This window comes from Microbacterium sp. ANT_H45B, assembly GCF_008369345.1.
In the GTDB taxonomy this organism is placed as follows: domain Bacteria; phylum Actinomycetota; class Actinomycetes; order Actinomycetales; family Microbacteriaceae; genus Microbacterium.
This window is the reverse complement of sequence record NZ_VOBK01000001.1, coordinates 1-26,141: the sequence shown is the minus strand read 5'-3', so window position 1 is coordinate 26,141 and position 26,141 is coordinate 1. Positions and strand designations below refer to the sequence as shown.

Sequence of the window (26,141 nt, the reverse complement as noted above, 5' to 3'; positions counted from 1 at the left end):
GAGTCGGGGTCATGGAGCAGCTCGATGGCCGCCCCGCGCGCGCCAGGACGATTCAGCCCCCGTCGTCCTGCGGGAGGGGGATGTAGCCGTGCATGCTGGCGGCGCGCTTCAACTGCGAGAAGGTGGTGACGCCGATCTTGCGATACACGGTTCTGAGCTGCGTCTTCACGGTGTTCACGGACACGAAGACGGCCTCCGCGGTCTCCCCGACCGTCAGCCCGCGCAGTCGCGCGGCCAGCACGACGTGCTCTCGCGGAGTGAGCGCGAGGAACGGGTCGTGCACCCGGGATCCGGCGGTGCGGAGGATGTGCACGGCGATCTCCGGAGGGAGGGACTCGGAGCTGCTGCCCATCAGCGTGGGGATCTCGCGCCCGTCTCCTATCGACAGCGCACTGTAGAGCCGTTCCCGGTTGGCGAGTGCGACGGCCGATTCCCACGTCCTCGACGCCGTCGGTACTCCGAGCGCGGACTCCGCGCCGGCTTTGAGCGCGAGCGCCGCGACCATGACCCAGGGCGACGCGGCCGGGGACAGCGTCAGCGCGGTGGCGGAGCGCTCGACGCGCTCGACGCGACCGGATCTGGCGTCATCGGCGATCTTCCAGAGCTCGATCATCTTCGCGCCGAGAGACGACGGCGGAACGACGACGCCGTTCAGCTCGAGACGTGCGGCGGACTGCGAACCCAGCTTCGCGAGCAGTCTGTGTCGGGCGATGGCGAGGAAGGCCGCGCTCTCTCCTCGCTCGGCGCGCTCTTCGGGCATGGCCGCGGAGGCGGCATCGATCTCGGCGAGGATGGTGACCGCATCCACGTGGGAATCGACAAGCAACGCGCTGAGGAGCTTGTGGGCCGGCCAGCGTTCCCGGGCGGGACGCAGGTCGATCCGGGCGAGGAGCCGTCGGGCGTCGTCGAGCTCGAACGTGCCGATCAGGAGCATGGCCTCCGCGAGCTGGGCCGGCACGACGCTGCGCCCGGCCCACCATGCATCGCCGACCTCGGGCAGGCGGTCGAGCCATCTGCGGGCCTCGGTGTTCCTGCCGGAGAGGGCATCGATCCACGCCAGTGCCCCGGCCGCCCGTGCGCGGCCCATCTGGTCATCGATCATCAGGGCGATGTCGTAGCTGTCGATGAACTCCCGTCTGGCGCCGTCGAGATCGCCGGCGAGCTCACGGACATAGCCCCAGGCGTAGGTCATCTCGGGCAGCGCCTGCTGCATCTGCTCGCGGTCCGAGGACTCCGCCGCGTCGAGGAGCTCTCGCGCCTCGCGGGCCATCTTCTCGGCGGCGTCGTACTCGCCACTGGCGCGTCGCGCCGTCGCCCGGATGCTCAACTGCACGAGCTCATCGAAGACGCCGCGCGGTGGACCCGCGGGAGTCGCCTTGCGGAACCGCATCGTGTGCGCGTGATCTCCCGGGGCGATGCGGTCGAGGTAGCCCTTCGCCAGAGAGGCGCGGGGGTGAGCGACCAGAACCTCATCGGGCAGGGCCTCGAGCGCCTCCCTGGCCGACATCGGATCCTGTGCGAGGAGCTCCGTCCAGTTGCCCTGGATGAAGGAGACGAGGTCCTCCCACGCCTCAGCGGTGATCAGCGCATCCATCGTGATGCGCAACGATTCGGATCTCAGCGCCACGTTCTCGCCCCGTTCCTTATCCCACTTCGCAGCCTATCCGTGCCGGACAGGCCTATCTCCCCCGAAAAACGGGCCCGATGACATGCGGCTGCCATCGGACCCGCTCGCTGTCAGGCCGGTTCCATCGCCTCGGCGCCATCGCGCCGGCCGTTGCGCCGTCGGATCAGGCCGTATCCGATGAGGAGCAGCACCAGTCCCGCGACGGGCGCGGTCATCCAGAGCGCCATGCCGGTGGTGGCCAGGCCCGGAGGCACGATGGTCGTCTGCGTCCGGCAGTCGGGGTCGCTCGAGCCGGGGACGCAGTTGGCACCGGATCCGTCGGGAGTGACGACCACGTTGAGGATCTCGCCCACCTGCCGGATTGTGACCGAGTAGGTGACCGTCGCCGTCTCGCCCGGTGCCAGCGCGCCTGCCCAGGAGAGAACCGGCCGCGTGTAGACGGCCGAACCGGTCGCGTCGTCGTTGAACGTCGCGATCTCCAGCGTCGAGCTGAGATCGTCCGTGAACGTCGCCGGACGCTCCGTCGTGTACGCCACCTGTCCGGTGTTGGTTACGGCGATCGTGAACGTGACGGTGTCTCCGACGACGGCGACGGCTGTCGATGCCGTCTTGCGCACGTGGTACGCCGCCACCGGAGTGTCGGTGATGCATCCGTCGCTGGTCGCGCATCCGCCGCCGGGACCGTCGGGGACGACCACGTTCCGGAGGTTGCCGTCACCGGTCGCGGGTGCGTTCACGGTGACCGAGTACGTGATCGTCACCGATTCGCCGATCGCCAGGGGACCGCTCCAGCTCAGGGTGTCGCCATCGACGGTCGCGCCGCCGGTGGCGTCTCCGTTGTAGGTCGCATCGTCGAGCAACTCGCTCAGGTCGTCGGTGAAGGACGCGGCCGTGTCGTCGGTGTAGGCGACCTGGCCGGTGTTGGTCACCGTGATCGAGTAGTCGACCGCCCCGCCGAGCGTCACGTCGTCCACGTCCGCCTGCTTGACGACCGTGTAGGAGGCGATGGGAGTGTCGGTGATGCACTGTCCGTCGACGCACTCACCTCCGGGGGAGGAGGGGGCGACCACGTTGCGGAGGGTGAAGTCCCCGGTCACCGGGTCATCGACCGTGACGGAGTAGGTCACTTCTCGCACCTCGCCGACCGCGAGCGGTCCCGACCACGTGAGCGTCGTTCCGCTGACCGCGCCGCCCGGCGAGACGTCGTCGTTGTAGGCGGCGTCGTCGAGCACGCGGGAGAGGTCGTCGGTGAACGACGCCGGCTCCTCCGTCGTGTACGGGATCTCGCCGGTGTTCGTGACGGTGACGGTGTAGGTCACCACGTCGCCCGGCAGTGCCGATCCGGGCTGAGCGGACTTCGAGACCGTGAACGATCCGGAGGGGACGTTCGCGATGCACGCGGGATCCGTCGAGCCCGGTTCGCAGTTCCCACCGATGCCGGGCGGGGTGACGACGGCGTTCTCGAGCGTCTGGTCGCCTGTCGCCGGGTCGTTCACGGTGACCGAGTAGGTCACGGTGACCGTGTCTCCGACCGCGAGCGGACCAGCCCAGGTGAGGGTCGGCTCGTCGTACGAGACCCCGGCCCCGCTGGTGCTCACCGCGTTGCCGTCGTAAGCGGCGTCGTCGAGCACCTGCGACAGGTCGTCGGTGAACGATGCCGGCTGCGTGTCGGTGTAGTCCACCTGTCCGGTGTTGGTGACGGTGATGGAGTACTCGACGACGTCTCCGGGCAGGACGGCGGTGGCATCCGTCGACTTCTCCACACGGAGGGAGCCGATCGGCGTCGTCGTCTCGCAGGCGGTCGCGCACGACCCTCCGGGTCCGGTCGGGGTGACGACGTTGCGGAGCACGAAGTCGCCCGTCACCGGCTTGTCGACCGTCACCGAGTAGGTGATGTCGATGCTCGCCCCCGCAGCGAGCGGGCCGGACCACGTGAGGGTCGTGCCCGACAGCGTGGCGCCGTTCGTCGCATCGTCGTTGTACGAGGCATCGTCGAGCACCGCCGAGAGATCGTCACGGAAGGACGCCGGATCGGCATCCGTGTAGGGCACGGCACTGGTGTTGGTCACGGTGACGGTGTAGGTGACGGTGTCACCGGGCATCGCCGTCGCGGCGCTGGAGGTCTTGTCGACGGTGAACGAGGCGACCGGCGTGGTGGTTCCGCAATCGCCCTCGCCGCAGGATCCGCCGGGCGCATTGGGGACGACGGTGTTGGTGAGGTTCTGGTCGCCCGTGATCGGGTCGTTCACGGTGACCGAGTAGGTCACCTCGACCGTCTCTCCGACACCGAGGGGGCCCGACCACGACAGGGTCGTCTCGGTGAGTGCCGCCCCTGCAGAGGCGTCGTCGTTGTACGTCGCGTCATCGAGCACCGCCGAGAGGTCGTCGGTGAAGGATGCCGGCGCCGCGTCGGTGTAGGCCACCGCTCCGGTGTTGGTGACGGTGATCGTGTACGTGACGACGGCACCGGGCATCGCCGTGTCGGCCGATGCGGCCTTCGCGACCGTGAACGAGGACACCGGCGTCTCCGTGACGCATGTCGCGTCCGGATCGCACTCGCCTCCGGGGCCGGTCGGCGTCACCCGGTTCTTCAGAGCGTCGTCGCCCGTCGCCGGGTCGTTCACCGTGACCGAATAGGTCACCGTGACCGTGGCGCCGACGTCGAGCGCACCGGACCAGGACAGCGTCTCGCCGGCGACCGTCCCTCCGGCGGAGACGTCGCCGTTGTACGAGGCATCGTCGAGAACCGCGGAGAGATCATCGGAGAAGGTCGCAGGGGCATCGTCCGTGTACGCCACCGAGCCGGTGTTGGTGACCGTGACGGAATACGTCACCACGCCGCCGGGCAGGACCGTCGCGACGCTCGCCGCCTTCGACACGGTGTACCCGCCGATCGGTGTCGTCGTGCACTGCTCGGTCGCGGGGTCGCACTCCGCCGGCGGGGTCGTTCCCGGGGGGACCAGGAAGTTGTCCGAGCGGTTGTCGCCACGCTCACCCGACGGCTTGACCTCGACCGTATAGGTGACTTCGGCGGTCTCGCCTGCCGGCAGCGTGCCGCGCAGCTCGAGGATGCCCTCGGTCGGCCCGTCGAGCGTCACCGAGTCGGTGTCGGACTCGGGGCTCCCCACGAGGGTCGCATCATCGAGCACGCCGCTGAGATCGTCGTCTCGGTTCACCGCTGCCGTCGTCGCACCGGTGTTGGTGATCGTGATGGTGTACGTGAGCTCCGTCCCCGACTGCACAGGACTCGCCGACGCGACGACGCTCTTCGTGTAGCTGATGCCGGTGATCGGCGTGCTGGTGCAGTTCGGGAGCTGGGTGTCGTCCGGGTCGCACTCCGGGTCGGTGGGCGGGTCCTCCCCGGTCGTCAGCAGGAAGTTCGCGGCCACGCTGTCACCGCGCTGCCCATCGGCGCGAACGACGACCTGATAGGTGACGGTGTACGTCGCACCGGGCGCCACGCTCCCGGTGATGGCGATCTCGTCGCCGGTGCGCACAGCCGTCAGGTTCGCCGAGGTCGGCTCGCTCGCGATGTCCGCGTCGTCGAGCACGTGGATCAGGTGATCGGTGGCGTCGACCGTCGCCGCAGCCGCTCCATCGTTCTTGAAGAAGAGGGTGTAGGTGAGGACCGTGCCGGCGACGGTCGGCGTCGCCGACGCCCGCACCTGCTTCCACTGGGTGAGGCCCGATCCGGGGATCTGCACGAAGTCGCACGCGGGTGAGCCGGGAGCGACGTCCTCGTCGGGGACGCACGCCAGGTTGCGGAGGTTCATGTCTCCCGCGCCGGTGTACGTCACGGAATACGTGATGGTCGCTTCGGCGCCCGCAGCCAGCGCTCCCGACCACGACAGCGTGCTGCCCGTCACCGTGACCGCGCCCGTCGACGCTGCGGCGTCGCCGTTGTAGTCCGCGGCATCGAGCACGTTGGAGAGGTCGTCGGTGACGCTCGCCGGGGCGGAGGCCGTGTACGCACCCGGGCCCGGGTTCCGGACCGTGATCGTGTACTGCACGGTCTCGCCGACCGCGGGCAGCTCGGTGCGGTCCGCCGACTTCTCGATGGTCAGGCGCGGAAGCAGCACCGTCACCGCGGCACACGCCTCACCGGTGACCGGGTCGTTGCCGGCAGCGTCTGCGGGATCGCACGCCGGGGTGACGGGGGTGTTCGGATCGTTCGGCTGCCAGGCGACGTTGCGCACGGTGCCGTCGCCGGAGGAGCCCAGCGTCACGCTGTAGGTCAGGGATACCGACTCGCCGACGCCGAGCGCACCGCGCCACGACAGCAGGGGGCTGGTGTAGGTCAGTGCGCCCGGACGGCTGGCGGCCGCGTCGTTGCCGTAGGCGCCGTCGTCGATGACCTTCGACAGGTCGTCGAACACCACAGCGGGGTTCGCCTCGGTGTACGCGCCCGTGCCGGTGTTCGTCGCCGTCACCGTGTAGGTGACGACGTCGCCGGGCCGCGCATCCGCCGACGCATCGGAACTCTTCGTGATCGCCAGATCAGGTGGCGTCGCCGCATTGGAGAACGTGCAGAGCACATCAGAGCCTGCGAAACCGTTGTTCGGCATGACGAATGTTCCCGACGGCCCGCTCCCCTGTGCGAGCTGTCGTCCGCTGACGGAGTCCACACACGTCCACGTGCTGGTGTAATTGCCGAGGATCGTGCCGTTGGAGCCCGCCTCGGTGATCGTGTAGGTCTGACCGGGCGTACCGATCACCGGACCCGCCACCTCGGCGGGAGTGCCCTGGACGCCCGAGTCCGAGCCCTGCGTCGTGCCGGTGTTGCCCTGGGAGATGGCTCCTCCGGTGACCGAGACGGTGAACTGGTCGCCGGCGACCACACGGCCACCCGGGAGGTCCTTCACCACCCGCACCACGTTCGGAGACGCGCAGGAGCCGAAGTCGGCGACGGTGTTCGTCGTCGGCGTCATCGTCACCGTGTTGATCGTCGCTCCGGTGCTGGGGTTGACCGCGTAGCGGACACGATCGGTGCCGCCGTCGGGGATGCCTGCGAGGTACAGCAGCCCGTCGCCGCCGAACGCCATCGAACCGAGCGACCCGGCAGGAGGCGAGGCGATGCTCGTCGTCGTGAGCAGTGCGCCGGTCGCCGTTCCGGTCGTGGGGATCGTCTCGTTCACCGAGAGCAGCAGGCCCGCGCTGACGATGTACAGACGGCCGGCGTTGTCGAACGCGAAGTCGCCGTTGTTCCCCGTGCCCAGGGGAACTCTGGCGACGATCCCGGCGATCGCGGTGTCGGTGGCGCGGTTGAAGCCGTAGATGTAGAGCGTCGAATCGGCGACGGCTCCGTAGTAGTAGATGTCGGTGGCGGCGTTGAAGGCGCCCATGACGATGCCGCCGCTGGTCGCGGGAAGGCCGGTGAGGGTGACGGGGTAGTTCGCCACCGCTCCGGTCGTCGCGGTGACACTGGTCACGAACGCGGTCGACTGGCCTGTCTGCTGCGTGGCCAGCCAGAACAGTCCGGCCTCGCCGTCGACCGCCAGAGCGTTGTGCGTGCCGGCGTACGTCAGGGTGTTGTTGCGCGTCAGGGCCCCGGTCGCGGTGTTCATGCTGTAGATGTTGTGCAGACCGTTGGCATCAGGGCTCTGGTCGAGGGCATACACCTGGCCGCAGGAGATGGGATCGTTCACCGCTGCCACGGCGGGCGGTGCCGTCAGGACTCCGCCGGCGACGAGCATCCCTCCGACGAGCAAGCTCGAAGCGCCCATCGCGATCGCGCGCCAGCTGCGGAGAAGACCGCGCTTCGAATCAATACGAACTCGACCCATGGTGACCGGTTTCCTTTTCTCACCCAGGTGTTCACACGTGGGTTCCCCGTTCACGCGGGACGAAGAGCCCGCATGAGAATTGCGACGAAACACCCCCACGCGACGGTGGCGAGTTTTCTGCAAGTTACATGTCGGGGCGACCGGTTCTCAGCGGATCCATAGTTCGGGTGCCCTGATTCACCCTTGTTTTCACCTGTATCGCGGTCGACACGCCCACGGCCCTCCTCGCGGGCGGATGCTCGCGGTCCTTCGCCCACAACGACGGAAGACCGGTCGGTTCCTCGGGAACCGACCGGTCTTCCGTGTCGCTGGTGCGCGGCTCTCGCTGGCGCTGCTCCGCGGTCAGGGAGCGGATCGATCGCCGCCCCGAGCGCGCGGGCGGCGCGTCGACCACAGGGCCAGGGCGATCAGCACCGGCTGGAAGAACAGGCGCACGAAGCGCTTGGCGTCGGTGTCGAGCCCGAAGGCGTCGCGGTGCTCCGCCCACTGGGCGATGTTGCCGGGGAAGACGGCGAGGAAGAACAGTGCCGTGATGACCCCGACCAGCCCTCGGCGCTTGCGCGCGACGAGCAGAGCCGCGCCGAGTCCGACCTCCACGACGCCGGAGGCGAGAACGGTCACGTCGGGATCCAGCGGCACCCAGTCCGGCACCTGCGCCTGGAACTCGTCCCGCGCGAACGTCAGATGCGAGACGCCGGCGAAGACGAGGAAGGAACCGAGGAAGATCCGACCGACCGTGCGTGCGACATTCTTCTTCGACATGGTGCGAGTGTACGCGGCGCGTCTCAGCGCAGCATCGAGAACAGCAGTCGACCCGCCTCCTCCTTCGACAGGAGGGTGAAGATCGGCAGAGCGATGACGTATCGACCGAACAGGAAGCCGAGGAGAGCGGTGGCCATCCGGCGGGCGTGCGCGCGGCCCACCTCGTCGGCGAGCGGCTCGAAGACCGAACCCTGGAGGTAGTCGCTGATCGTGTCGGATGCCCCGGAGTCCGAGACCAGACGGCGAGCGAGGTCGGCGAGCCGGGCGCCGTGCGCGGGATGCTCCCACACCGCGAGGATGCCGTGCGCGAGACGTTCGAGGTCGAGGCGGCCGTCACCGTCGCGAGAGAGGGCGATGACGTCGTGCGGGGCCGCCCGCAGCGCGATCGCCGCCGCGATCAATCCGTTTCGCGAGCCGAAGTGATAATTGACCAGAGTGTGGCTGACCCCTATCTCGGCGGCGAGATCACGCGAGGACACCACCGCGAGATCACCCGCATCGACGTGCCTGTGTGCCGCATCAAGGAGACGGCGACGAGCGGTGGACGCGCCCGAAGGCCGACCGCGCCGATTATTGACCATTCTCGTATCGTCGCACTCGGGTGATGCATGCTCAACCGCATGAGCACACGTATCGACACCGACTGCGTCATCGTCGGAGGCGGCCCCGCAGGTCTGATGCTCGGGCTGCTTCTCGTCCGGCAGGGGCTCGCCGTGACGGTGGTCGAGAAGCACGCCGACTTCCTCCGCGACTTCCGAGGGGACACCATCCATCCGTCGACCCAGCAGCTGCTCGGTGACCTCGGACTGCTCGACGAGTTCCTCGCCCGGCCGCACGCCGACATGGATCGCGTCACCCTCAGCTGGCACGGCACCGAGCTCACCCTCGCGGACTTCTCGCACCTGCCCACCCCGCGTCGAGTCATGTCGTTCATGCCGCAATGGGACTTCCTCGACCTGCTCGCCGAGGCGGCGGCCCGACATCCGGGGTTCCGACTGCTGCGGTCGACCAGGATCGACGACGTCGTGCGCGAGGCAGGGCGGATCGTCGGAGTCACCGGAGCCGACGCCGAGGGAGTGGTCGAAATCAGGGCGCGGGTGGTCGTCGACGCCTCCGGGCGGGACTCGACGATCCGGGGTGCGGGGGGACTCGCCCCGCGCGGGGTGGCGGCCGCGATGGACGTGCTGTGGTTCCGATTGCCGAAGGAGCCGGGAGAGGACTACCCGTTCATCCAGGCCGGAGCGGGGATGATCATCACCATCGACCGCGGCGACTTCCTGCAGATCGCCCACGTGATCCCGGCCGGCTCCTGGGCCGGGACGGACGGCGACGTCGAGCGCATGACGCGCCGTCTCGTATCGATCTCGCCCCGCCTCGGCGCCGCGGCGTCGGGGATCCGGGGCGACGAGGTGCATCTGTTGCGTGTGCGGCTCGAGCGACTGCGCCGGTGGTACGTCGACGGGATGCTGTGCATCGGCGACGCCGCCCACGCGATGTCGCCGGCAGGAGGGGTCGGCATCAACCTCGCCGTCCAGGATGCCGTCGCCGCAGCCCGCATCCTGGGGCCTGCGCTGACGCAGGGCCGGCCAGGGCGGGCGGATCTCCGACGCGTCCAGCGCCGCCGCACCTGGCCGACCGTCGTGACGCAGGCGGTGCAGCGCGCACTGCAGGGACCGCTGCTGTCGACGAGCGACGCGGGCGCGCCTCTGCCTCGGCCCCTGCGGATGCTGCGCCGTCATCCCACGCTGTCCCGCCTGACCGGCAGGTTCGTCGGACTCGGTGCCCGACCCGAGCGGCTGGGCTGACGAGCCGTCAGATCAGGCGGCGGAGCGCCTCTTCGAGTGTGATGCCCTGTGCCTCGGCGCGGTCGCGCAGGCGGGCATGCTCGTCGCTCGAGAGTGCCAGCCGCACCTCGATGGGATCGTCGACGGGGGCGTACAGACTGTCGAGCAGATCGGATGCCTCGGCCCAGAGCGGCTCGGCGCTCGTCGTGGTCACGGTCGGCGACGCCACGGAAGCATCCGCGTCGCGGGTCGCGGCGGCCGCGATCGGAGCGGATGCCGCCGCGGCCGCGCCGGCATCCGTCGCCATCGTGAAGCCCGGTCCGCGGCGCGGCTCCTGCTTCGCCTGGTAGGCCTTGGCGGCGGCATTCGCCCGCTCGTCGGCCGCCTCGTTGAGCGGGTGACCGGCGTGGCCCTTGACCCAGGAGAACTCGACATCGCGTCCGCGGATCGCCTCGTCGATGCCCTCGAGCAGGTCGCGGTTGAGCACCGGACCGCCGTCGGACTTACGCCAGCCCTTGCGCTTCCACCCCGGCATCCACTTGGTCACCGAATCGATCACGTAGCGGCTGTCGCACTCGATCATCAGCTTCTCGGAGATGCCGGCCGTGGCCTGCAGCAGTTCGAGCACGGCCCGCAGCTCGCCCTGGTTGTTCGTGCCGTGCGGGGACCCGCCCGCCGCCCAGTTGTCGTCGTCGATGTACCAGGCCCAGCCGTTGGGGCCGGGATTGCCCAGGGCGGAGCCGTCTGCGGCGGCGGTGATCGTCATCCCTCCACCGTAGCCGCGACGGGCGACACCGCCCGTCGCGCTCTTTTCGTGGGCTGCGGGGCCGCGGCATAGTGTGGTCGGATGCCTTCCGACTTCACCTGGGAATCCTGGATCGGCACGACGGCGGCCCTCGGCGTCGCGATCGTCGTCGCCGCGGCCGCGCTCGTGGTGCTGGCGCTGGTCGCCGGCCTGATCGGTCGTCGCGTGCCGTGGGTGCGTGATCTCGCCCGACGGATCCGCAACGCGATGATCGTGACGGCGGCGGTGTCGGCGGTCTGGATCGCCCTGTCCGTCACCGAGCCCGCAGCGCAGGACTGGTGGCCGGCCGTCTCGAGGCTCTTCCTGATCGCCACGATCCTCACCGGGTCCTGGCTCGTCGCCGCCTCGGCCTCGTTCGGCTTCGAGAGGCTCATCGACCGCGAGGAGAGCGCGCTCGTCGGACCCGAGGCGCGTCGTCGGCGCACGCAGCTGCTCGTCATCCATCGCCTCGTGCTCGTCACGATCGCCGTTCTCGCACTGGGCGCGGTGCTGTTCACATTCCCCGAGATGCGCGCGGTCGGCACGAGCCTGCTCGCGTCCGCCGGGATCGTCAGCATCATCGCGGGCCTTGCCGCGCAGTCGATCCTCGGCAACCTGATCGCCGGCGTGCAGGTCGCCTTCACCGATGCCATCAAGGTCGGCGACGTCGTGGTCATCCAGGGGGAGTGGGGACGGATCGGCGAGATCAACCTCTCGTACGTCGTCGTCTACATCTGGGATGAGCGGCGGCTCGTCGTGCCGTGCAGCTACTTCACGACGACGCCGATCGAGACCTGGACGCGGAGATCCGACAAGATCCTGGGCACCGTGTACCTGGATCTCGACTGGCGGGTGCCCATGGATGAACTGCGTGCCGAGTTCGCGCGCATCGTCGAGGCGTCGTCGGCCTGGGACGGCCGTTCGCTCGACGCGGTGGTGACCGACGCGCAGGGCGGTGTCGTCACCGTGCGTCTGGTGATGTCGGCCAAGGACTCGGGTGACCAGTGGTCACTGCGCTGCGAGGTGCGGGAGAAGATGATCGGCTGGCTGCAGCGCGAGCATCCCGAGGCGCTGCCTCGCACGCGCGTCGACATGGGCGCTGCGGGCGACGCCGACTGACTCGACGCGCGGGCCGCGGAGTCAGTCCTCGTCGGAGTCGGGTTCGGGCTCCGGCTCGCGGTTCTCGATCGATGAGGCCTCCGCTGCGGGCGGTGCCACGGGGAAGGCGACGGAGCTCACGGAGGCGCCGGGTCCCAGGCCCAGACCGATCGACAGGGGATCGACGGTCGGAGCGGCGTCCAGCACCTCGGATTCCGGACGTTCGAGGGGCTCCGAGGGCAGAGCCCACTCGTTCTCCTGCTCTTCGGGTCGTTGCTGGAAAAGTCCCATGTGCCCCATTCTGACCCGTGCCGCGGTGCGATGCGGCGATTCACATCGGATTGCTCGGTTCAGGCGGACGGGGTGATGCGGCGGAAGGTGAAGTACCCCGCGACGTGGCCGTGATTGACGACACCCGTGCCGGTGCTCAGCATGCGCGCCGAGGTCGTCGCGCCCGACTCCACGAAGGTGTAGGCGGTGTGCTCGAGACGCCAGCCGATGCGTTCCACTTCGCCGAGGAAGTAGCCGACGTGCTCGTCGCTCACGAAGTCGTTCTCGGCGGAGCCCCACGACGACGGCTGGCCGGTGAGGCGGCTGACCTCGGTCTGCAGGTGCAGCAGCGCATCGCCCCGGTCGAACGCGTCGCGTGAGAGCTGCAGCAGACGTGTGGCCTCTTCGGTCGTCGGCATGGGGTCCCTTTCGTGTCGTTCCATGAAGCGTCGTCGCGGCGGGTCGCCGCTGTCGACGCGCGCCGAGGGCTCAGTCGGATGCCGCGCGCACGGCATCGACGAGCGCTCGCCAGGGGCCGTCGAGCTGCGAGTCGGACAGCTCGCGCTCGCGCTCGTGCTCGTCTGCGGGCGTGCGCGCGCGGATCAGCCAGACGAAGCGGTCTGCTCCCGACGCGGCATCGTCGTCGGCATCCCACGGACAGCTCTCGATCATCGCGATCCAGTCGTGGGTGTCGGGAGGATCGGGTTGGACCCGCCACTGCCGCCGGATGCCGGCGATGCCACCCGTGCGTACGACCGCGACCACGACCTGCGCATCAGTCGGTGGAGGGGACTCGCTCATCTGCATAGACTCCCACGGTCGTCCACGCGCGTCGAGCGGCTGTGCCGGTGGCGTCGTCGATGGCGGATGCCGCGGCCACCGTCGCATCGGCGAACTCCGCGAAGTTCGCGGTGCTCGAGAGACCGCCGGTGAGCGCTCGGTACCAGACGGTTCCCGCCGTCTCCCAGGCATTGCCGCCGAGGTCGATCGCGAACAGGGCGAAGGCGCGATTCGGGATGCCGGAGTTGATGTGCACCCCTCCGTTGTCTTCGGTCGTGCGCACGAACCCGCTCATGTGATCCGGCTGCGGATCCTTGCCGAGCTCGTCGTCGTCGTAGGCGGTGCCCGGCTGGATCATCGAGCGCAGAGCGCTGCCCTCGACCGCATCGGTGAAGATCTCTGCGCCGATGAGCCACGTGGCCTCCGCCGCGCTCTGCTCGAGAAGGAACTGCTCGGTGAGAGCGCCGAAGACGTCGGCGATCGACTCGTTCAGCGCGCCGGGCTGGCCCTGGTACTCGAGGTTCGCGGTGTACTGCACGACGCCGTGCGCGAGCTCGTGCCCGATGACCGTGGTCGAGGCCGTGAAACCCACGAACACCTCGCCGTCACCGTCGCCGAAGACCATGCGCTCGCCGTCCCAGAAGGCGTTGTCGTAGTCGACGCCGTAATGCACGGTGGCGTCGAGCGGAGCTCCGGCGTCGTTCAGGGAGTTGCGGCCGAAGGCCGAGAGCAGCATCTCGAACGTGGCCCCGAGCCCGTCGAACGCCTCGTTGACGGAGGCATCGGCGACCGGTTCGTCGTCTTCGCCGCGCACGATCGCGCCGGGGAGCGTCTGCGTGTTGCCCGCATCGCTGATCGTGCGGTTCGGGGCGTCGGAGAGCTCGGCGACCAGGTCGCCGTTCTCGTCGATCGACAGATCGATGCGGGCGCGGAACGGGGGTCTGCCCGCGGTCAGGGTCTGACGGGCGGCGGCGGCCGCTCGCGGGTAGCGGCCCGACTCGGCCAGACGCGCGAGCAGGTAGGACGGGACGACTCCGGGGCATGCGATGTGGCTGCTCATGGTCAGACCCTACGCCGGGGAACCGACGTTCGCGCGGGCATCCCGGGCCTTCCGCGAAGTCGACTCGCGCGTGCGCCGGCAGGTCGAATGCGCCTGCGGCGGCCGCATTCCCGGCATCCGGCCGCCGCAGGCGCCGTTCACCGCACGCCACGGCCGCACAGTCCCGGCAGCGCCCCGTTCAGGACTCAGCACGACCGGGCAGGTCCGGGCTCGTCGACCCCGCCGTTCCGCAGTGTTGGCCGACGAGCCTGCGCATCCATGCTGAGTCCTGAACGGCGACCGGCCGAGCCGCCCCGGGCTCCCAGGAACGCACCCCGGGATCTCGCGTAAAATCAGCACAATGACCGACGCACCCGATGCCACCTCCGACCTGGGTGCCGGCATCGACCCTGAAGACCTCGCCACCACGCTGCGGGTTCTCTCGGAGCTTCACGCGATCGACGACGAGCATCCGGACTTCGTCGCCGTGCGCCACGCGACCGCCGCGATGTTCAAGGCCGTCAAGCGCGTACGCCGCAAGGAGATCCGCGATGCGATCGCCGAGGCCGACAAGGCCGTCGTCGCCCGCACCGCCACCGGTGCACCCGACCGCATCGACGACGAGACCCGCGGCCATGACCTGGCGACCAGCGTCGTCGACGCCCCGATCGCGGGCGAGCTGCTCAAGCCCCGCAACTGCTACATCTGCAAGCAGCCGTACACGGTGGTCGACGCGTTCTACCACCAGCTCTGCCCCGACTGCGCGCGCTTCAGCCACGGCAAGCGCAACGCGCGCACCGACCTCACCGGCAAGCGGGCACTGCTCACCGGAGGCCGCGCCAAGATCGGCATGCACATCGCGCTGCGGCTGCTGCGCGACGGCGCGCATACGACGATCACCACGCGCTTCCCGCGCGACGCCGTGCGGCGGTTCTCGGCTCTGCCTGACTCGGCCGACTGGCTGCACCGGCTGCGCGTGGTCGGCATCGACCTGCGCGACCCCGCCCAGGTCATCGGGCTCGCCGACTCCGTCGCCGCGCAGGGGCCCCTCGACATCCTGATCAACAACGCCGCGCAGACCGTGCGCCGCTCGCCCGGCTCGTACTCACTGCTGGCGGATGCCGAGCTGCAGCCGCTTCCCGACGGACCGCTGCCCGAGATGGAGACCTTCGGTCACACCGTCGACCCGCACCCGCAGGCGCTGCAGGCCTCGGTCGACTCGCATCCGCTGCTGTCGGTCGCAGCCCTCGGCGGAACCGTCGCCGAGCAGGGCGGCCAGGCGCTGACCGCCGAAGACCTCGCCCGGCTCGCGATGGCCCCGGGGTCGTCGTCGCTCGAGAAGCACGCCGACGGCACCGCGATCGACGCCGGCGGGCTCGTGCCCGACGTCAACCGCACGAACAGCTGGGTGCAGTCGATCGATCAGGTCGATCCCCTCGAGATGCTCGAGGTGCAGCTCGCGAACACGACGGCGCCGTTCCTGCTCATCAGCCGGCTGCGGGCATCGATGGCCGCGTCGTCGGCGCATCGCAAATACGTGGTGAACGTCTCGGCCATGGAGGGCCAGTTCTCGCGCCGGTACAAGGGCCCGGGGCATCCGCACACGAACATGGCCAAGGCCGCCCTGAACATGCTCACGCGCACGAGCGCCGGCGAGATGCTCGAGACCGACGGCATCCTGATGACCGCCGTCGACACCGGCTGGATCACCGATGAGCGGCCGCACTACACGAAGGTGCGCCTCGCCGAGGAGGGCTTCCACGCCCCGCTCGACCTCGTCGACGGAGCGGCTCGCGTGTACGACCCGATCGTGCGCGGCGAGGCGGGCGACGACATCCACGGCGTCTTCCTGAAGGACTACGAGCCCAGCCCCTGGTGAGCGCGGCGGCGTGAGGGTGGCGGCGTGAGCGCGGCCGTCTGAGCGCGGCCGTCTGGCTGACGGTTCCCCGGATGGCCGACTGAACGGGGCGCATCGGTCAGCCGGGCGGGAATCGGCCAGCCATGTGAAGGCGCGGGGTGCGACCTACGGGCGCCGAGCCTGCACGACTCTCACGACTGCGCCGGCGATCACCAGGAGGATGCCGGGGATGGCCAGCAGCACCGCGCCGACGACCGTGAAGAACGACACCACCGGTCCGACGGTGAACCGCCCGTCGGCCACGGGGCCGTCGCACGTGATCGTGCCGGGAGAGGCGACGCCCAGCGAGAAGCTGCCCTGCGCATCCCAGGCCTCGGGGACCGCGATCGCCTGCTGCAGCATGTCCGGCCTCAGCATCAGTTCGCCGCCGCCGGGGAATGTGCCGGTGCACTCGATGTCGCTCCACCGGTCCGACGGGGTCACGTAGATCGCATGATCGCCCTCGCTGAGATCGACCGTGAGCTCCTCACCGAAGGCGACGGGCGGCGCGAGGCGCAGACCGGGGCTGAACGCGAGCGCGGCAGCGCCGAGGAGGACCAGCACGCCGGCCACCGGCAGGATCCACCAGGCGCGGCGCGGTCGTCGTGCCTGAGGGGCGGTCATCGCTCGCGGATCTCGAGGTTCTCCGACGCCCAGGTGCCGAGCTGATCGAGGATCGGCAGCAGTCCGCGCCCGCTGTCGGTGAGGGCGTACGAGACCGCGACGGGCGGTCCGGGGTCGACGGCGCGGGAGACGAGGCCGGCATCGGCGAGCTCCGCGAGGCGGTCGGAGAGCACGGTGTCGCTGATGCCGGCGACTCCGCGACGCAGTGAGACGAAGGTCGACGGGCCGCCGCCGAGCGAGGAGACGATCATGCCGTTCCAGCGTTTGCCGAGCACGCTGAAGGCCAGGGTGACGGCGGCGTCGCACACGTGACGCTCTTCGTCGATCTCGGCCATGTGACCATCCTACCTGTGCTAGGTTAACGCAAGTTGCTAAGAAAAACAGAGTGACTACGCAAACGAAAGGCAGTCTCATGTCCCTGTTCCGCCTGGATGCCAGCATCCTTCCCGCGTCGTCCGCCAGCCGTTCGCTCGCCGACCTCGTCGAAGCCGAGTGGACCGCATCGCACCCGGACTCCACGGTCACGCGCCGCGACCTGGCCGCAGACCCGGTGCCGGCGACGGCCTGGGCGGATGCCGTGACCGGAGGCTTCGTCGACGAGGCCCAGCGCACTCCCGCTCAGAACGAGGCCCGTGCCCTCGCCACCACCTTCGCCGACGAGCTGATCGGCGCCGATGCGCTGCTGTTCGCCGTGCCGCTCTACAACTACGGCGTGTCGCAGCACTTCAAGACCTGGTTCGACCTGGCCTACACCGACCCGCGCATCGATCCGCAGGGCACGGCTCTCCGCGGCAAGCCGGCGACCCTCGTCACGGTTCTCGGCGGCAACTACGCGCCCGGAACACCCAAGGAGGGCTGGGACCACTCCACCGGGTGGCTCCGCCGCGTGCTCGAAGACGTCTGGGGCCTCGACCTGCGCGTCGTCGAGCGTCCGTTCACCCTCGTCGGCGTCAACCCGGCGCTCGACGCCTTCGCCGACACCGCCCGGGAGCTCAAGGAGAACGCCGAGGAATCGGCCCGCGTCTACGGTCGCGAACTCGCCGCTCTGCGGGACCGGGTCGCCTGACCGGCCGGATGGCGGACCGACGCCCGGATGGCTGACCCCGCAGGCGTCAACGGGCAGCCAGGCGTGCGGACGTCAGCCATCCGGTGCGGGCCGCCGGGCGTCTTCTCGGCCGCCGGGATCAGGCGAGCGAACCGGGGAACGGATGCGGCAGCCACACCGTCGCGTTCAACCCGCCGCCGCTGCGGGCCGTGAGCACGAGCGATCCGTCGTGCGCCTGCGCGATGCGGTGCACGATGGCCAGCCCGAGCCCGACGCCTCCGTGATCGTCGTCGCGGGTGCGCTCGGAGCCCCGCTGAAAGGGCTCCGCCAGGATCGCGACCCGATGGGCGGGAAGCACCTGCCCGGTGTTCTCGACCACCAGCGCGACGGCCTCCGGCAGCACGTGCGTGCGCACGGTCACGGTGCCGTCGGCGGTCAGATTGTGCACGATCGCGTTGTGCACGAGGTTGGTGATCAGCTGCTGCAGGAGGGCCGGCGACCCGAGGACGTTCGCCGTGTCGCCGCCCGTATCGATCGTCACCCCGCGCCGTTCGGCGAGGGGGAGCAGCGTCTCGGCGGACTCCTCCGCGAGCAGTGACAGCTCCAGGGGCTCGCGGGTGAACATGCGCCGCTCGGCGCGGCTGAGCATCAGCAGGGCCTCGGTCAACTCGATCGCCCTCGTGTTGACCTCGTGCAGGCGGTCGATCAGCGCATCGACATCGCGCTCGGGGTCGTTGCGCGCGACCTCGAGCATCGTCTGCGAGATCGCGAGCGGCGTGCGCAGCTCGTGCGAGGCGTTGGCCGCGAACCGCTGCTGCTCGGCGACGTGGGCCTCGAGCTGCTCCAGCATCGAGTCGAAGACATCGGCGAGATCGCGGAACTCGTCCCGCCGTCCCTCGAGCGCGACGCGGTGCGAGAGCGATCCCTGCGCGGCGAGCTGCGCCGCGCGTCCGATGCGGTCGAGGGGTGCCAGCATCCGCCCCGCGATTAGCCAGCCCCCGAGCAGGCCGATGGCGAGCAGCACGAGCAGCATGATGATCGCCGCCGGGACGAACGCGCGGATCAGATCGGAGCGGTTGGGCACGAACGACTCGGTCCTCACCACTTCCGGCACGTAGCGCAGCAGATAGGCGGCGACCGCCGCGAGCAGTCCTACCGCGGACACCACGACGACGGCCGCGTAGCTCAGGGTGAGCTTCCAGCGCGCGCTGAGGCCGCGGCGCCTGGGCGTGCGGATCCGGTCAGCCATCGGCATCCGCCCCGATGCGGTAGCCGACGCCCGGCACCGTGAGGATCAGCCAGGGCTCGCCGAGACGCTTGCGCAGCGACGAGACGGTGATGCGCACGGCGTTGGTGAAGGGGTCGGCATTCTCGTCCCAGGCGCGCTCGAGCAGCTGCTCGGCGCTGACCACGCCGCCGCCCGCATCGACGAGCACTTCGAGCACGGCGAACTGCTTGCGGGTGAGGGCGACGTACCTTCCGTCGCGGAAGACCTCGCGACGGAAGGGGTCGAGCCGCAGCCCGGCGACCTCGAGCACGGGCGGTCGCGCCCGGTGGCGACGGCGGTCGAGGGCGCGCAGCCGCAGCACGAGCTCGCGCAACTCGAAGGGCTTGGTCAGATAGTCGTCGGCCCCGATCTCGAACCCGGTGGCCTTGTCGTCGAGGCGATCGGCCGCGGTGAGCATGAGGATCGGGATGCCGCTGCCCGACGCCACGATCGAGCGGGCGACGTCGTCTCCTGAGAGACCGGGGATGTCGCGGTCGAGCACCGCGAGGTCGTAGGAGTTGACGTTGAGCAGTTCGAGGGCCGTGTCGCCGTCGCCGGCGATGTCGGCGGCGATCGCCTCGAGGCGCAGCCCGTCTCGCACGGCCTCCGCGAGGTACGGCTCGTCCTCGACGATCAGCACGCGCACGGCAGGACTCCCATGTGCTCAGAGCTTACGCATCCGGAGATATCGCGAGCGTATGCAAAACGGCATACGGTGTCGCAACAGCCGCGCTCATTGACTGAGTCGCATGAACACACGCTCCACCCTCGGTCGTCATCGTCTCACGGCGCTGCTCGGCGTCGCACTGGTCGCCGCAGCCCTCGTCGGCGCGGTCTTCCTCATCGGTCAGCAGTCGCTGGACTCGGCATCCGCCGCGCCGCAGCTCTCGGCCGACTCGCTCACCGACGCCGACGGTGTCATCCGCGAGGAGGACGCGGTGTCGGTGTTCGACGAGGTGCCTGCCGTGACGAACCTCGACCCGGCCCTTCTCGCCGCGGTGCGCACAGCCGCGAGTGCCGCCGAGCTCGACGGGGTGCGGATGCAGGTCAACAGCGGCTGGCGCTCGGCGGCCTATCAGCAGGTGCTTCGACAGGACGCGGTGGTCGAGTACGGCTCCGAGGAGGAAGCGGCTCGGTGGGTGGCGCCGCCCGAGAACTCCGAGCACGTGTCGGGAGACGCCGTCGATCTAGGACCACTCCCTGCGCAGGACTGGCTGGCGCGGCGAGGCGCCGAGTTCGGCCTCTGCCAGATCTACGCGAACGAGCGCTGGCACTTCGAGCTGCGCCCCGCCGCCGTCGCCAACGGCTGCCCGCTGATGTACGACGACCCCACCGCCGACCCGAGGACCCAGGGCTGACCGCGTCGCCGGCACCACCGACCGGGCATGGATACTCACAGTTTCGAGTGGCCGTCGTCCATCCCTCGCGATAGGGACCGCGTGTTCGTATCGCTGGCACGCTCGCTCTCCAGAATCAACTGGCCGGCTCGTCCAGGACACGCGACTGAAGATGAATAGTCGCTGTCGTGCCAGCTCCGACTTCAGAGTTGACGGCTAGATCCGCGCCCACCGTGCGAAGTCGGGCCCGCAACAGTTGTAGGCCCGACCCTGTCGATTCGATACGCGTGGGTGCCAGACTCGAATCACTTCGAATGCCGACACCGTCGTCTTGAACAACGAGAGTCGGCTGGCCGTGAACGAGAGTGAACATCACCGAAACACTCGTTGCCTCGGCGTGGTACATGACATTCGAGAGGAGAACATGCAGACCTCGAAGCAGCACGGAAGATTCCTCGGAGTCTAGCTCGCCCGCTTCGGCGCAGACAGACACAGTCCAAGTCAGAGGTATCCCGAGTAGCTCTGCACGCCTCTCGAACAGTGTGCATGTTTCGTGCATTTCAGACGTCATGTCGGAAATAGTTGTTCGTGGTGGACCCGCCGTCCCAAGCTCGCGGACCAGACGACGTGCATCCTGCAATGTCTGTGTGGTCAGCAACTCCGATTCGGTGATCAGGGTTCTTAGAAGCTGCTCATCCGGAGAGCCGGTCTCACGATAACGTTTGTGGAGCATTAACAAAGCAAGGGATTGCTGAGCAATTGAATCGTGTATGTCGGCGGCGATTCTGATGCGCTCCAAGGCAACGGCAGCCTGTGCCTCCGAATCCGTGACTCGTTGATTTGCTACTCGAAGATCCTGGAGCACGCGCATCAAGCGATCCCTCGATCTTCGAGTAGTTGTGATAGTGGCGTCTGCCAACAGAATCGTGAGAACGACAATCAGCGCAGTCACGACCGGCAACAAAGGGGGCGCCCATGCCCAATACGGCCAATACAGTATTGTGCCTAGGGCAATGAGAAAACCGCTTACGATGAGAGCCGATCGGCGGGGTAGCTCGATGAGCATTATCAGCATCACAGGAAAAAATACCAAGACGAAGGAGTAGCTGACCACCACCGTCAGTATGGATATGACGACGAGGCAGAGGCATAGGGTAGCGCGATTCGCGCCATCGACCCTGGAGAAGGGTTTTGATAACCCGAGTGTGGCAATTGAAAATGTGATTAAAAGCGCGCCCGCGAGGGTTCCCCAAGCCAAGGGTGAAGGTAACGTCGCCATCCATCTCAGTGAGATTGTGAGTCCTAGAGTCCACGCACCCAGGAAAAGCAGAAAAAGTGCCGCTCTATGTCGTAACTGGAGACTGCCGTAAGAGACAGATCGGTGACTGTTCCAATCAGCTTTATACCACCTGTCAGTCAACAGCCGCAACGACCGAAACATTGTGCCCCCTCCGGCAGCATGTTCTCAACAACGCCCCGCAACCTCGCTGTAGTCGCGACGTGGGGAATGCAAGGCGAGTGCTCTCGCGATATGTACAACAATATGAATCTTGCAGGACTTTGCAATACCTGTGTTTCACGGGCGCCAACAGCAGGCTAGACCCCGACGTCGCTTTGGACAAGGCACGCGGTGCAGGCAGACACGGCCAAAGGCCGTGCTCGTGGATGACGAGTGCACTGCGATCGGTGGCCCCGGCGCGATGCGAGTGTCGCTGGCCCATCTGTCCCTGCGGCTAATCGACACGGGGCGGCGAGGCGGCCCGTCGGGTACTCGACGCTCCGGATGTGGAGCGAGCATCCACGATGTTCGCGTGAGAAATGAGGTAGGAGAGGCCGCGGCGCTCGCTGGTGAGGGGAACTGATATCACCGCAGCAAGAACCGTGAAGAACGTGATCAGTGAGATGATGCCCCAGGCGAAGGAAATTGACTGCAGAGCGCCGTCGGGAAGTGTTCGTAGTGATTCAAAGAGAACGTATGGGATCCCTATCACGGAAGCGCGAGTCCATCGCCTCAGCGTGCTGGCCTTATGATTCGGCCAACTCGGCTCCAGCCAGAGGAAGCGCTGACCGACAGACGCGCCCGATCCGATAGAGGCTGGCAAGAGCACGACAAGTGCGAGAGTGATGAGGCCTCTCGCCATAGCTGCCCATCCGTCAGCGATGGCGTCCCCGGTGATCTTGCCGAGGGCGGCGATAACTAGGCTGATGACACCGAGGCAGATTTGCACGAGTACGGCGTCGAGTAGCATTCCCAACCAGCGCCGTACTGAAGTGACTGGACGGGGTGCATCTCTTCGAGCCCGCAGAGTTCCCGCGCTTGGCATCCAGAATAGTAGCAGGGGCGCAATCAGGGCGCCGATGGCGGCTCCGGCAGTGTTTGCAATCACATCGTCGACGTCCGCCAGCCGATAGGCGCAGTTGTAGATCCCCCAGACTGCTGTGTACTGCGTGGCCTCGATCAGCACAGACAGGAGAGCGCCGATAATGATCGATGTAACAATCCCTCTATTCCAGTAACGTCTGGCGATCGCACCAAGTGGCACAAACAGAATGACGTTCATCACAACTTGCAACACTGCAAAGCTCGTAAGCGCCTCGATAAACGTCAGCCCGGAAGTCTCTCGAGCAATGTCGCTGAGCGAATGGCCCGGGGTGAGCTCTATTGGGGTCCCGCCTGGTGAGCAAACTCTCTGTTGGGCAGGAAGAGGGAGCAGTGTGTAGGCCGCAAGGGCAACCGCATAGACACTGACGGCTGCCGCCCCGAGCACCCGCCGCAAAGATACGCGTCCGAACTGCCTTATCTGCAGGAGCAAGATTGGCACTAATGTGGCAATAAAGACCAACGCACCACCGAAGATTCCCACCCATCCCTGCCATGCCCACACGCTCATGGAATCGATGATAGAACATCACTTCTGGACAGTCCGCTCAGCAACGATGGTCATATCCGAGTGTCTAGTACGGGGTAACTGGTGAATCATCCTAAAGCAGGGTGAAAATTACGTAAGGAGTTGGTATATTGAGGGCCGTCACGAGGCGACGCCTGATGCTGCGGTTGGCGGCATCTGTTATTGGGCTCGCCGCAGTACTCTTCTCGATCGCGGGCTGTGGCGTGATGCGCGAGACTTTTTCTGATCGCTGGAAGGTTCAATACCGCGTCGAGACTTCGGCGGTCAATCTAATTGGTGTTCGTTCCATCTCTTTCCAGTACTGGCACAGCACTTTCAGGCAAAGCGTGATGCAGCACGCACCGCGAACTGAGTCGGATCGTGCGATGCTCTCGGGCCAGATTTGGACGATGGCCACTGTAGTCGGAGCGGGCATGGAGGCACGTGTCGAGGTTGAAGCGGCCCCAGTGCCTCTCGAGTGCTCCGTGATTTTGGACGGTACGACGGTCATCGCGAGATCGAGTGCTGGAATCGGGGGGCACCTCGTGTGCTCGGCAAACACGCCGAGATTCTCCGAGCGTTGATATACGGGAGATTGGCGGTGCATAGGTGGACGGCTCGTGTCATCGCGCAGTCACCCGTCATTCTTCGTCTGGACCCGCCAGTCCAGCGCAAGGGGCTGTCGCTCCAGATGGGGTCTACGTCGGAGGAGATAGTGAATCATCGCCACTCTCTCGAAACAGCCTTTGGGTGAGAGGCAGGGGTACGCGGACGCGCATTTATGCAAATCCATCGCTAGTGCTCTGACTACGACTCCGAGTTCCTCTGGTCGTACGGGCGGCAGTGGGATAGCCGCCATTGCTGCAAGCAAGTGTAAATTACACAAACGAGATCAACCTTGGAGTTGAGTTCTCATCCCAGAGCCCGCCGTTTCCCCTTCGAGCGGGCCCGCGAGTCGCCTCACGGCGGTTCGTCTGGACGGCGCGGGTAGATCTCCCCACTGACTACTCGCGCCGTCCATCTTCGTGGCGTGCGGACAATGACGCCGAAGCTGAATTACTGCGCGACCCGGACTACGCCGGATGAGATCATAAATCGATTGGTCCCGGTGGGTCGCGGTCAGGCCGCCAGGCCGCGACGGCTCAGCAGCACGGGAGGGCCCGTCGGGACCGCGATATAGGCCGTGCTGTCGCGCGCTGTCTTGAGCGGCCGGCCGGCCGGCCAATGTGACTACACCTCTGGGTCCCCCGCCCTAGGCAGCAACTTTCGCTCCGTCACGGGGGCCACTATGGGCGCTGGAGGCGCGATACGTTTTTACTTCTCGAACAGTCTGGGGAGATTGTTTGGCGTCGTCCAAGACTCGGTGAAACCGGCGTGGCGGCGTTTTGGAGCATGCCCGCTTCCTCAATGACGACCGCCCTGGGCTGGTGCGTCAGGCGCGGTTGTGCCCACGGGAACTAAACAAGAAAGTAACGATGATGAGTTTTTCGAAACGCGGGAAGTATTTCAAGCAGGCGATTGGCGTGGCGATTGCGGTCCCTATTCTTGGGCTCGGTGTTGTGCCGCCTGCATCTGCCGCCGTGTGGGATCTGCCGCCGGGTGACCGAGCGACGCAACTCGATGCGAAAGAGTACTTCTTCGGATCGGGGCCGGTCGACCCCTCGAGTCAGTACACCAACACCCAGCTTTATCGGATCAATCCACTGACTGGATTGCGGGAGTCCGTCGGGGACGTGTATGCAAACGGATACGATGCTCTGGCGTACGACCCGGAGCGAAAGGTGCTTTACGCCTTCGAGTCCAGCAGCGCTGGCAAGTATACGTTGCTGATCATCGATCCGAATACGGGCGAGGTGTTCAAAAGGGCAAATCTTGCCGACATATGGGACGAAACCTATTTGGGTAACAACTACTTCGTCCTCGGATCCTACAATGTCGAGACGCAACAGTACGTGGTGGGATCAACCTCGAGTCGGACCGGCGCGTACTCGATCGACATGTCGCGGATCGATGTCAATCCCGCCACCGGCGCTGACAACTACGGGGTTATCTCCGGCACTTCCATTTCGGAAACGCCGAATGGTGTTGGAGCAGGAGGCCAGTGGGACTGGGCGGTCAACCCCCGAGATGGGCGCACGTACTACGTCGATAACGGGTACGTGTACCTGCAGGGCACATCTTCGGAAGATGGCGATTGGTGGCAACTGTCAACCAACCAGGTCATCCGTAATGATGACTACAACAAGGGCATGTTCTTCGACATCGATGGAAACCTCTATATCGTCTCGTCTCGCGACTGGCGCTCGAGTCGTTCAGAGGTTTACAAGTACAGCCTGGGTGATATGATCCCGCGCGCTGACGGCGTCTCGGAAAGAGACGACCTGCAGGCCTTGCAGCGCTCGCGGACTGTGTCGGGTGAACTCATCTCGGTCATCAGCGCGCCGATTACAGATGCTGCGGGCTATGTGGTCTCGTACGACTTCGGTGATGCACCGAGGTCCTACGGCACCACACTCGAAGATGGCGGCCCCTATTCGTTCGTGGATCCCAGCGCTGTGGCGCTGGGAACAGGGATCACAGCTGAGGCAGACGCGCGTCGTCCGCTGCTGCCGGGCGGGTCTGAGTCAGGTGAGTACAACGGGCGCGGCGACACTGATGACGCGCTCGGAACTGAGCCGGTAGTGAATGAGAGTGCCACATCTCTTACGATCGCCCCGACTGTGGACGTTGGAGTGGCCCAGGAAGTAACGGTCGCCGCGTGGCTCGATCTCGACGGAGACGGGGTTTTCGAGGACTCCGAGCGCGCGACCGCGCGTGTGCCAGCATCTTCCGGCGAACAGTCAGTGAACTTCTCGTGGAACTTCCCGGAGGGACTATCTCCCTCTGCGGCGGCGAGCGGCACGGAAGAAACTTACCTGCGTTTGCGTATATATGACCGAGTAGAGCTCGCCCCGCTTCCGACGGGAGGGCATGATGGCTTCGGCGAGACTGAGGACTACCCGGTCGTCATCGAACGTAACCCGGTTTCTAATGTGAATGCGGCGGCGTCTGCGGCTGCGGATTCGAATGCGAATGCTGCGGCGGTTGCTGCGGCGAGAGCTGATGCGTCGGGGACGGCGTCGGCGGCTGCGGATGCGACTGCTGAGGCGGCTGCGG

At 67.2% G+C, this 26,141-nt stretch carries 21 protein-coding genes; 6 read left to right on the top strand and 15 right to left on the bottom strand.

The window, feature by feature from the left end; genetic code table 11:
* Positions 1 to 52: 52 nt before the first annotated feature.
* The 4 genes from FQ142_RS17630 to FQ142_RS00090 form a co-directional block, all read right to left on the bottom strand.
* Complete coding sequence (locus FQ142_RS17630; protein WP_149421733.1) at positions 53 to 1,627, bottom strand: LuxR family transcriptional regulator; 1,575 nt, start codon at positions 1,625 to 1,627, stop codon at positions 53 to 55.
* A gap of 110 nt (positions 1,628 to 1,737) precedes the next feature.
* On the bottom strand, positions 1,738 to 7,410 hold the full coding sequence (locus FQ142_RS00100) for a DUF11 domain-containing protein (RefSeq protein WP_149421732.1): 5,673 nt from the start codon (positions 7,408 to 7,410) through the stop codon (positions 1,738 to 1,740).
* Positions 7,411 to 7,752: 342 nt separating this feature from the next.
* Positions 7,753 to 8,172 (bottom strand): DoxX family membrane protein, encoded by a 420-nt coding sequence (locus FQ142_RS00095; protein ID WP_149421731.1) that lies wholly within the window; start codon positions 8,170 to 8,172, stop codon positions 7,753 to 7,755.
* Positions 8,173 to 8,195: 23 nt separating this feature from the next.
* Entirely contained in the window at positions 8,196 to 8,753 is a 558-nt protein-coding gene (locus tag FQ142_RS00090) for a TetR family transcriptional regulator (RefSeq protein ID WP_149421730.1), read from the bottom strand.
* A gap of 39 nt (positions 8,754 to 8,792) precedes the next feature.
* Between FQ142_RS00090 and FQ142_RS00085 the strand changes: the two genes are divergently transcribed.
* The gene (locus FQ142_RS00085) at positions 8,793 to 9,977 is read left to right on the top strand and encodes an FAD-dependent oxidoreductase (protein WP_149421729.1); all 1,185 of its coding nucleotides are present in this window, start codon (positions 8,793 to 8,795) and stop codon (positions 9,975 to 9,977) included.
* 7 nt (positions 9,978 to 9,984) lie between these two features.
* Here the strand turns inward: FQ142_RS00085 and FQ142_RS00080 are convergent, their stop codons facing one another.
* Positions 9,985 to 10,722: a ribonuclease H gene (locus tag FQ142_RS00080; protein WP_149421728.1), complete on the bottom strand. Its 738-nt coding sequence runs from the start codon at positions 10,720 to 10,722 to the stop codon at positions 9,985 to 9,987.
* An 81-nt stretch (positions 10,723 to 10,803) separates the two neighbouring features.
* Between FQ142_RS00080 and FQ142_RS00075 the strand changes: the two genes are divergently transcribed.
* Positions 10,804 to 11,859: a mechanosensitive ion channel family protein gene (locus tag FQ142_RS00075; protein WP_149421727.1), complete on the top strand. Its 1,056-nt coding sequence runs from the start codon at positions 10,804 to 10,806 to the stop codon at positions 11,857 to 11,859.
* A gap of 21 nt (positions 11,860 to 11,880) precedes the next feature.
* On the opposite strand, the gene FQ142_RS00070 is transcribed toward FQ142_RS00075, so the two are convergent.
* The 4 genes from FQ142_RS00070 to FQ142_RS00055 all read right to left on the bottom strand — a co-directional run bounded on the left by FQ142_RS00070 (position 11,881) and on the right by FQ142_RS00055 (position 13,948).
* Complete coding sequence (locus tag FQ142_RS00070; protein WP_149421726.1) at positions 11,881 to 12,129, bottom strand: hypothetical protein; 249 nt, start codon at positions 12,127 to 12,129, stop codon at positions 11,881 to 11,883.
* Positions 12,130 to 12,188: 59 nt separating this feature from the next.
* Positions 12,189 to 12,527: a hypothetical protein gene (locus FQ142_RS00065; protein ID WP_149421725.1), complete on the bottom strand. Its 339-nt coding sequence runs from the start codon at positions 12,525 to 12,527 to the stop codon at positions 12,189 to 12,191.
* 70 nt (positions 12,528 to 12,597) lie between these two features.
* Positions 12,598 to 12,909, bottom strand: a complete 312-nt coding sequence (locus FQ142_RS00060; RefSeq protein ID WP_149421724.1) for a protealysin inhibitor emfourin — start codon at positions 12,907 to 12,909, stop codon at positions 12,598 to 12,600.
* Positions 12,884 to 13,948 carry a M4 family metallopeptidase gene (locus FQ142_RS00055; protein ID WP_149421723.1) on the bottom strand — a complete coding sequence of 355 codons (1,065 nt, stop codon included), beginning with the start codon at positions 13,946 to 13,948 and terminating at the stop codon, positions 12,884 to 12,886. The genes FQ142_RS00060 and FQ142_RS00055 overlap by 26 nt, the downstream gene beginning before the upstream one ends.
* Positions 13,949 to 14,288: 340 nt before the next feature.
* On the opposite strand from FQ142_RS00055, the gene FQ142_RS00050 reads away from it, so the two are divergent.
* Complete coding sequence (locus tag FQ142_RS00050) at positions 14,289 to 15,806, top strand: SDR family NAD(P)-dependent oxidoreductase (RefSeq protein ID WP_149421722.1); 1,518 nt, start codon at positions 14,289 to 14,291, stop codon at positions 15,804 to 15,806.
* Between the two features lie 144 nt (positions 15,807 to 15,950).
* On the opposite strand, the gene FQ142_RS00045 is transcribed toward FQ142_RS00050, so the two are convergent.
* Both FQ142_RS00045 and FQ142_RS00040 read right to left on the bottom strand, forming a co-directional pair.
* Positions 15,951 to 16,448 (bottom strand): hypothetical protein, encoded by a 498-nt coding sequence (locus FQ142_RS00045; RefSeq protein ID WP_149421721.1) that lies wholly within the window; start codon positions 16,446 to 16,448, stop codon positions 15,951 to 15,953.
* A complete protein-coding gene (locus tag FQ142_RS00040; protein WP_056413753.1) occupies positions 16,445 to 16,783 on the bottom strand; it encodes a winged helix-turn-helix transcriptional regulator in 339 nt (112 codons plus the stop codon). The genes FQ142_RS00045 and FQ142_RS00040 overlap by 4 nt, the downstream gene beginning before the upstream one ends.
* A gap of 77 nt (positions 16,784 to 16,860) precedes the next feature.
* Between FQ142_RS00040 and FQ142_RS00035 the strand changes: the two genes are divergently transcribed.
* Positions 16,861 to 17,514, top strand: coding sequence for an FMN-dependent NADH-azoreductase (locus tag FQ142_RS00035; RefSeq protein WP_149421720.1), 654 nt, complete (start codon positions 16,861 to 16,863; stop codon positions 17,512 to 17,514).
* Between the two features lie 118 nt (positions 17,515 to 17,632).
* Here FQ142_RS00035 and FQ142_RS00030 read toward each other — a convergent pair whose 3' ends face one another.
* On the bottom strand, positions 17,633 to 18,742 hold the full coding sequence (locus FQ142_RS00030; protein WP_149421719.1) for a sensor histidine kinase: 1,110 nt from the start codon (positions 18,740 to 18,742) through the stop codon (positions 17,633 to 17,635).
* On the bottom strand, positions 18,735 to 19,406 hold the full coding sequence (locus FQ142_RS00025) for a response regulator transcription factor (RefSeq protein ID WP_149421718.1): 672 nt from the start codon (positions 19,404 to 19,406) through the stop codon (positions 18,735 to 18,737). Before FQ142_RS00025 ends, FQ142_RS00030 begins: the two co-directional genes overlap by 8 nt.
* 103 nt (positions 19,407 to 19,509) lie before the next feature.
* Between FQ142_RS00025 and FQ142_RS00020 the strand changes: the two genes are divergently transcribed.
* Positions 19,510 to 20,118 carry a M15 family metallopeptidase gene (locus FQ142_RS00020; protein ID WP_149421717.1) on the top strand — a complete coding sequence of 203 codons (609 nt, stop codon included), beginning with the start codon at positions 19,510 to 19,512 and terminating at the stop codon, positions 20,116 to 20,118.
* A gap of 115 nt (positions 20,119 to 20,233) precedes the next feature.
* On the opposite strand, the gene FQ142_RS00015 is transcribed toward FQ142_RS00020, so the two are convergent.
* Complete coding sequence (locus FQ142_RS00015; RefSeq protein WP_188042247.1) at positions 20,234 to 21,211, bottom strand: sensor histidine kinase; 978 nt, start codon at positions 21,209 to 21,211, stop codon at positions 20,234 to 20,236.
* A 619-nt stretch (positions 21,212 to 21,830) separates the two neighbouring features.
* A complete protein-coding gene (locus tag FQ142_RS00010; RefSeq protein ID WP_149421715.1) occupies positions 21,831 to 22,988 on the bottom strand; it encodes a VanZ family protein in 1,158 nt (385 codons plus the stop codon).
* A gap of 1,472 nt (positions 22,989 to 24,460) precedes the next feature.
* On the opposite strand from FQ142_RS00010, the gene FQ142_RS00005 reads away from it, so the two are divergent.
* Positions 24,461 to 26,141 (top strand): GEVED domain-containing protein (locus FQ142_RS00005; RefSeq protein ID WP_149421714.1); only part of this gene is annotated, 1,681 nt, incomplete at its 3' end.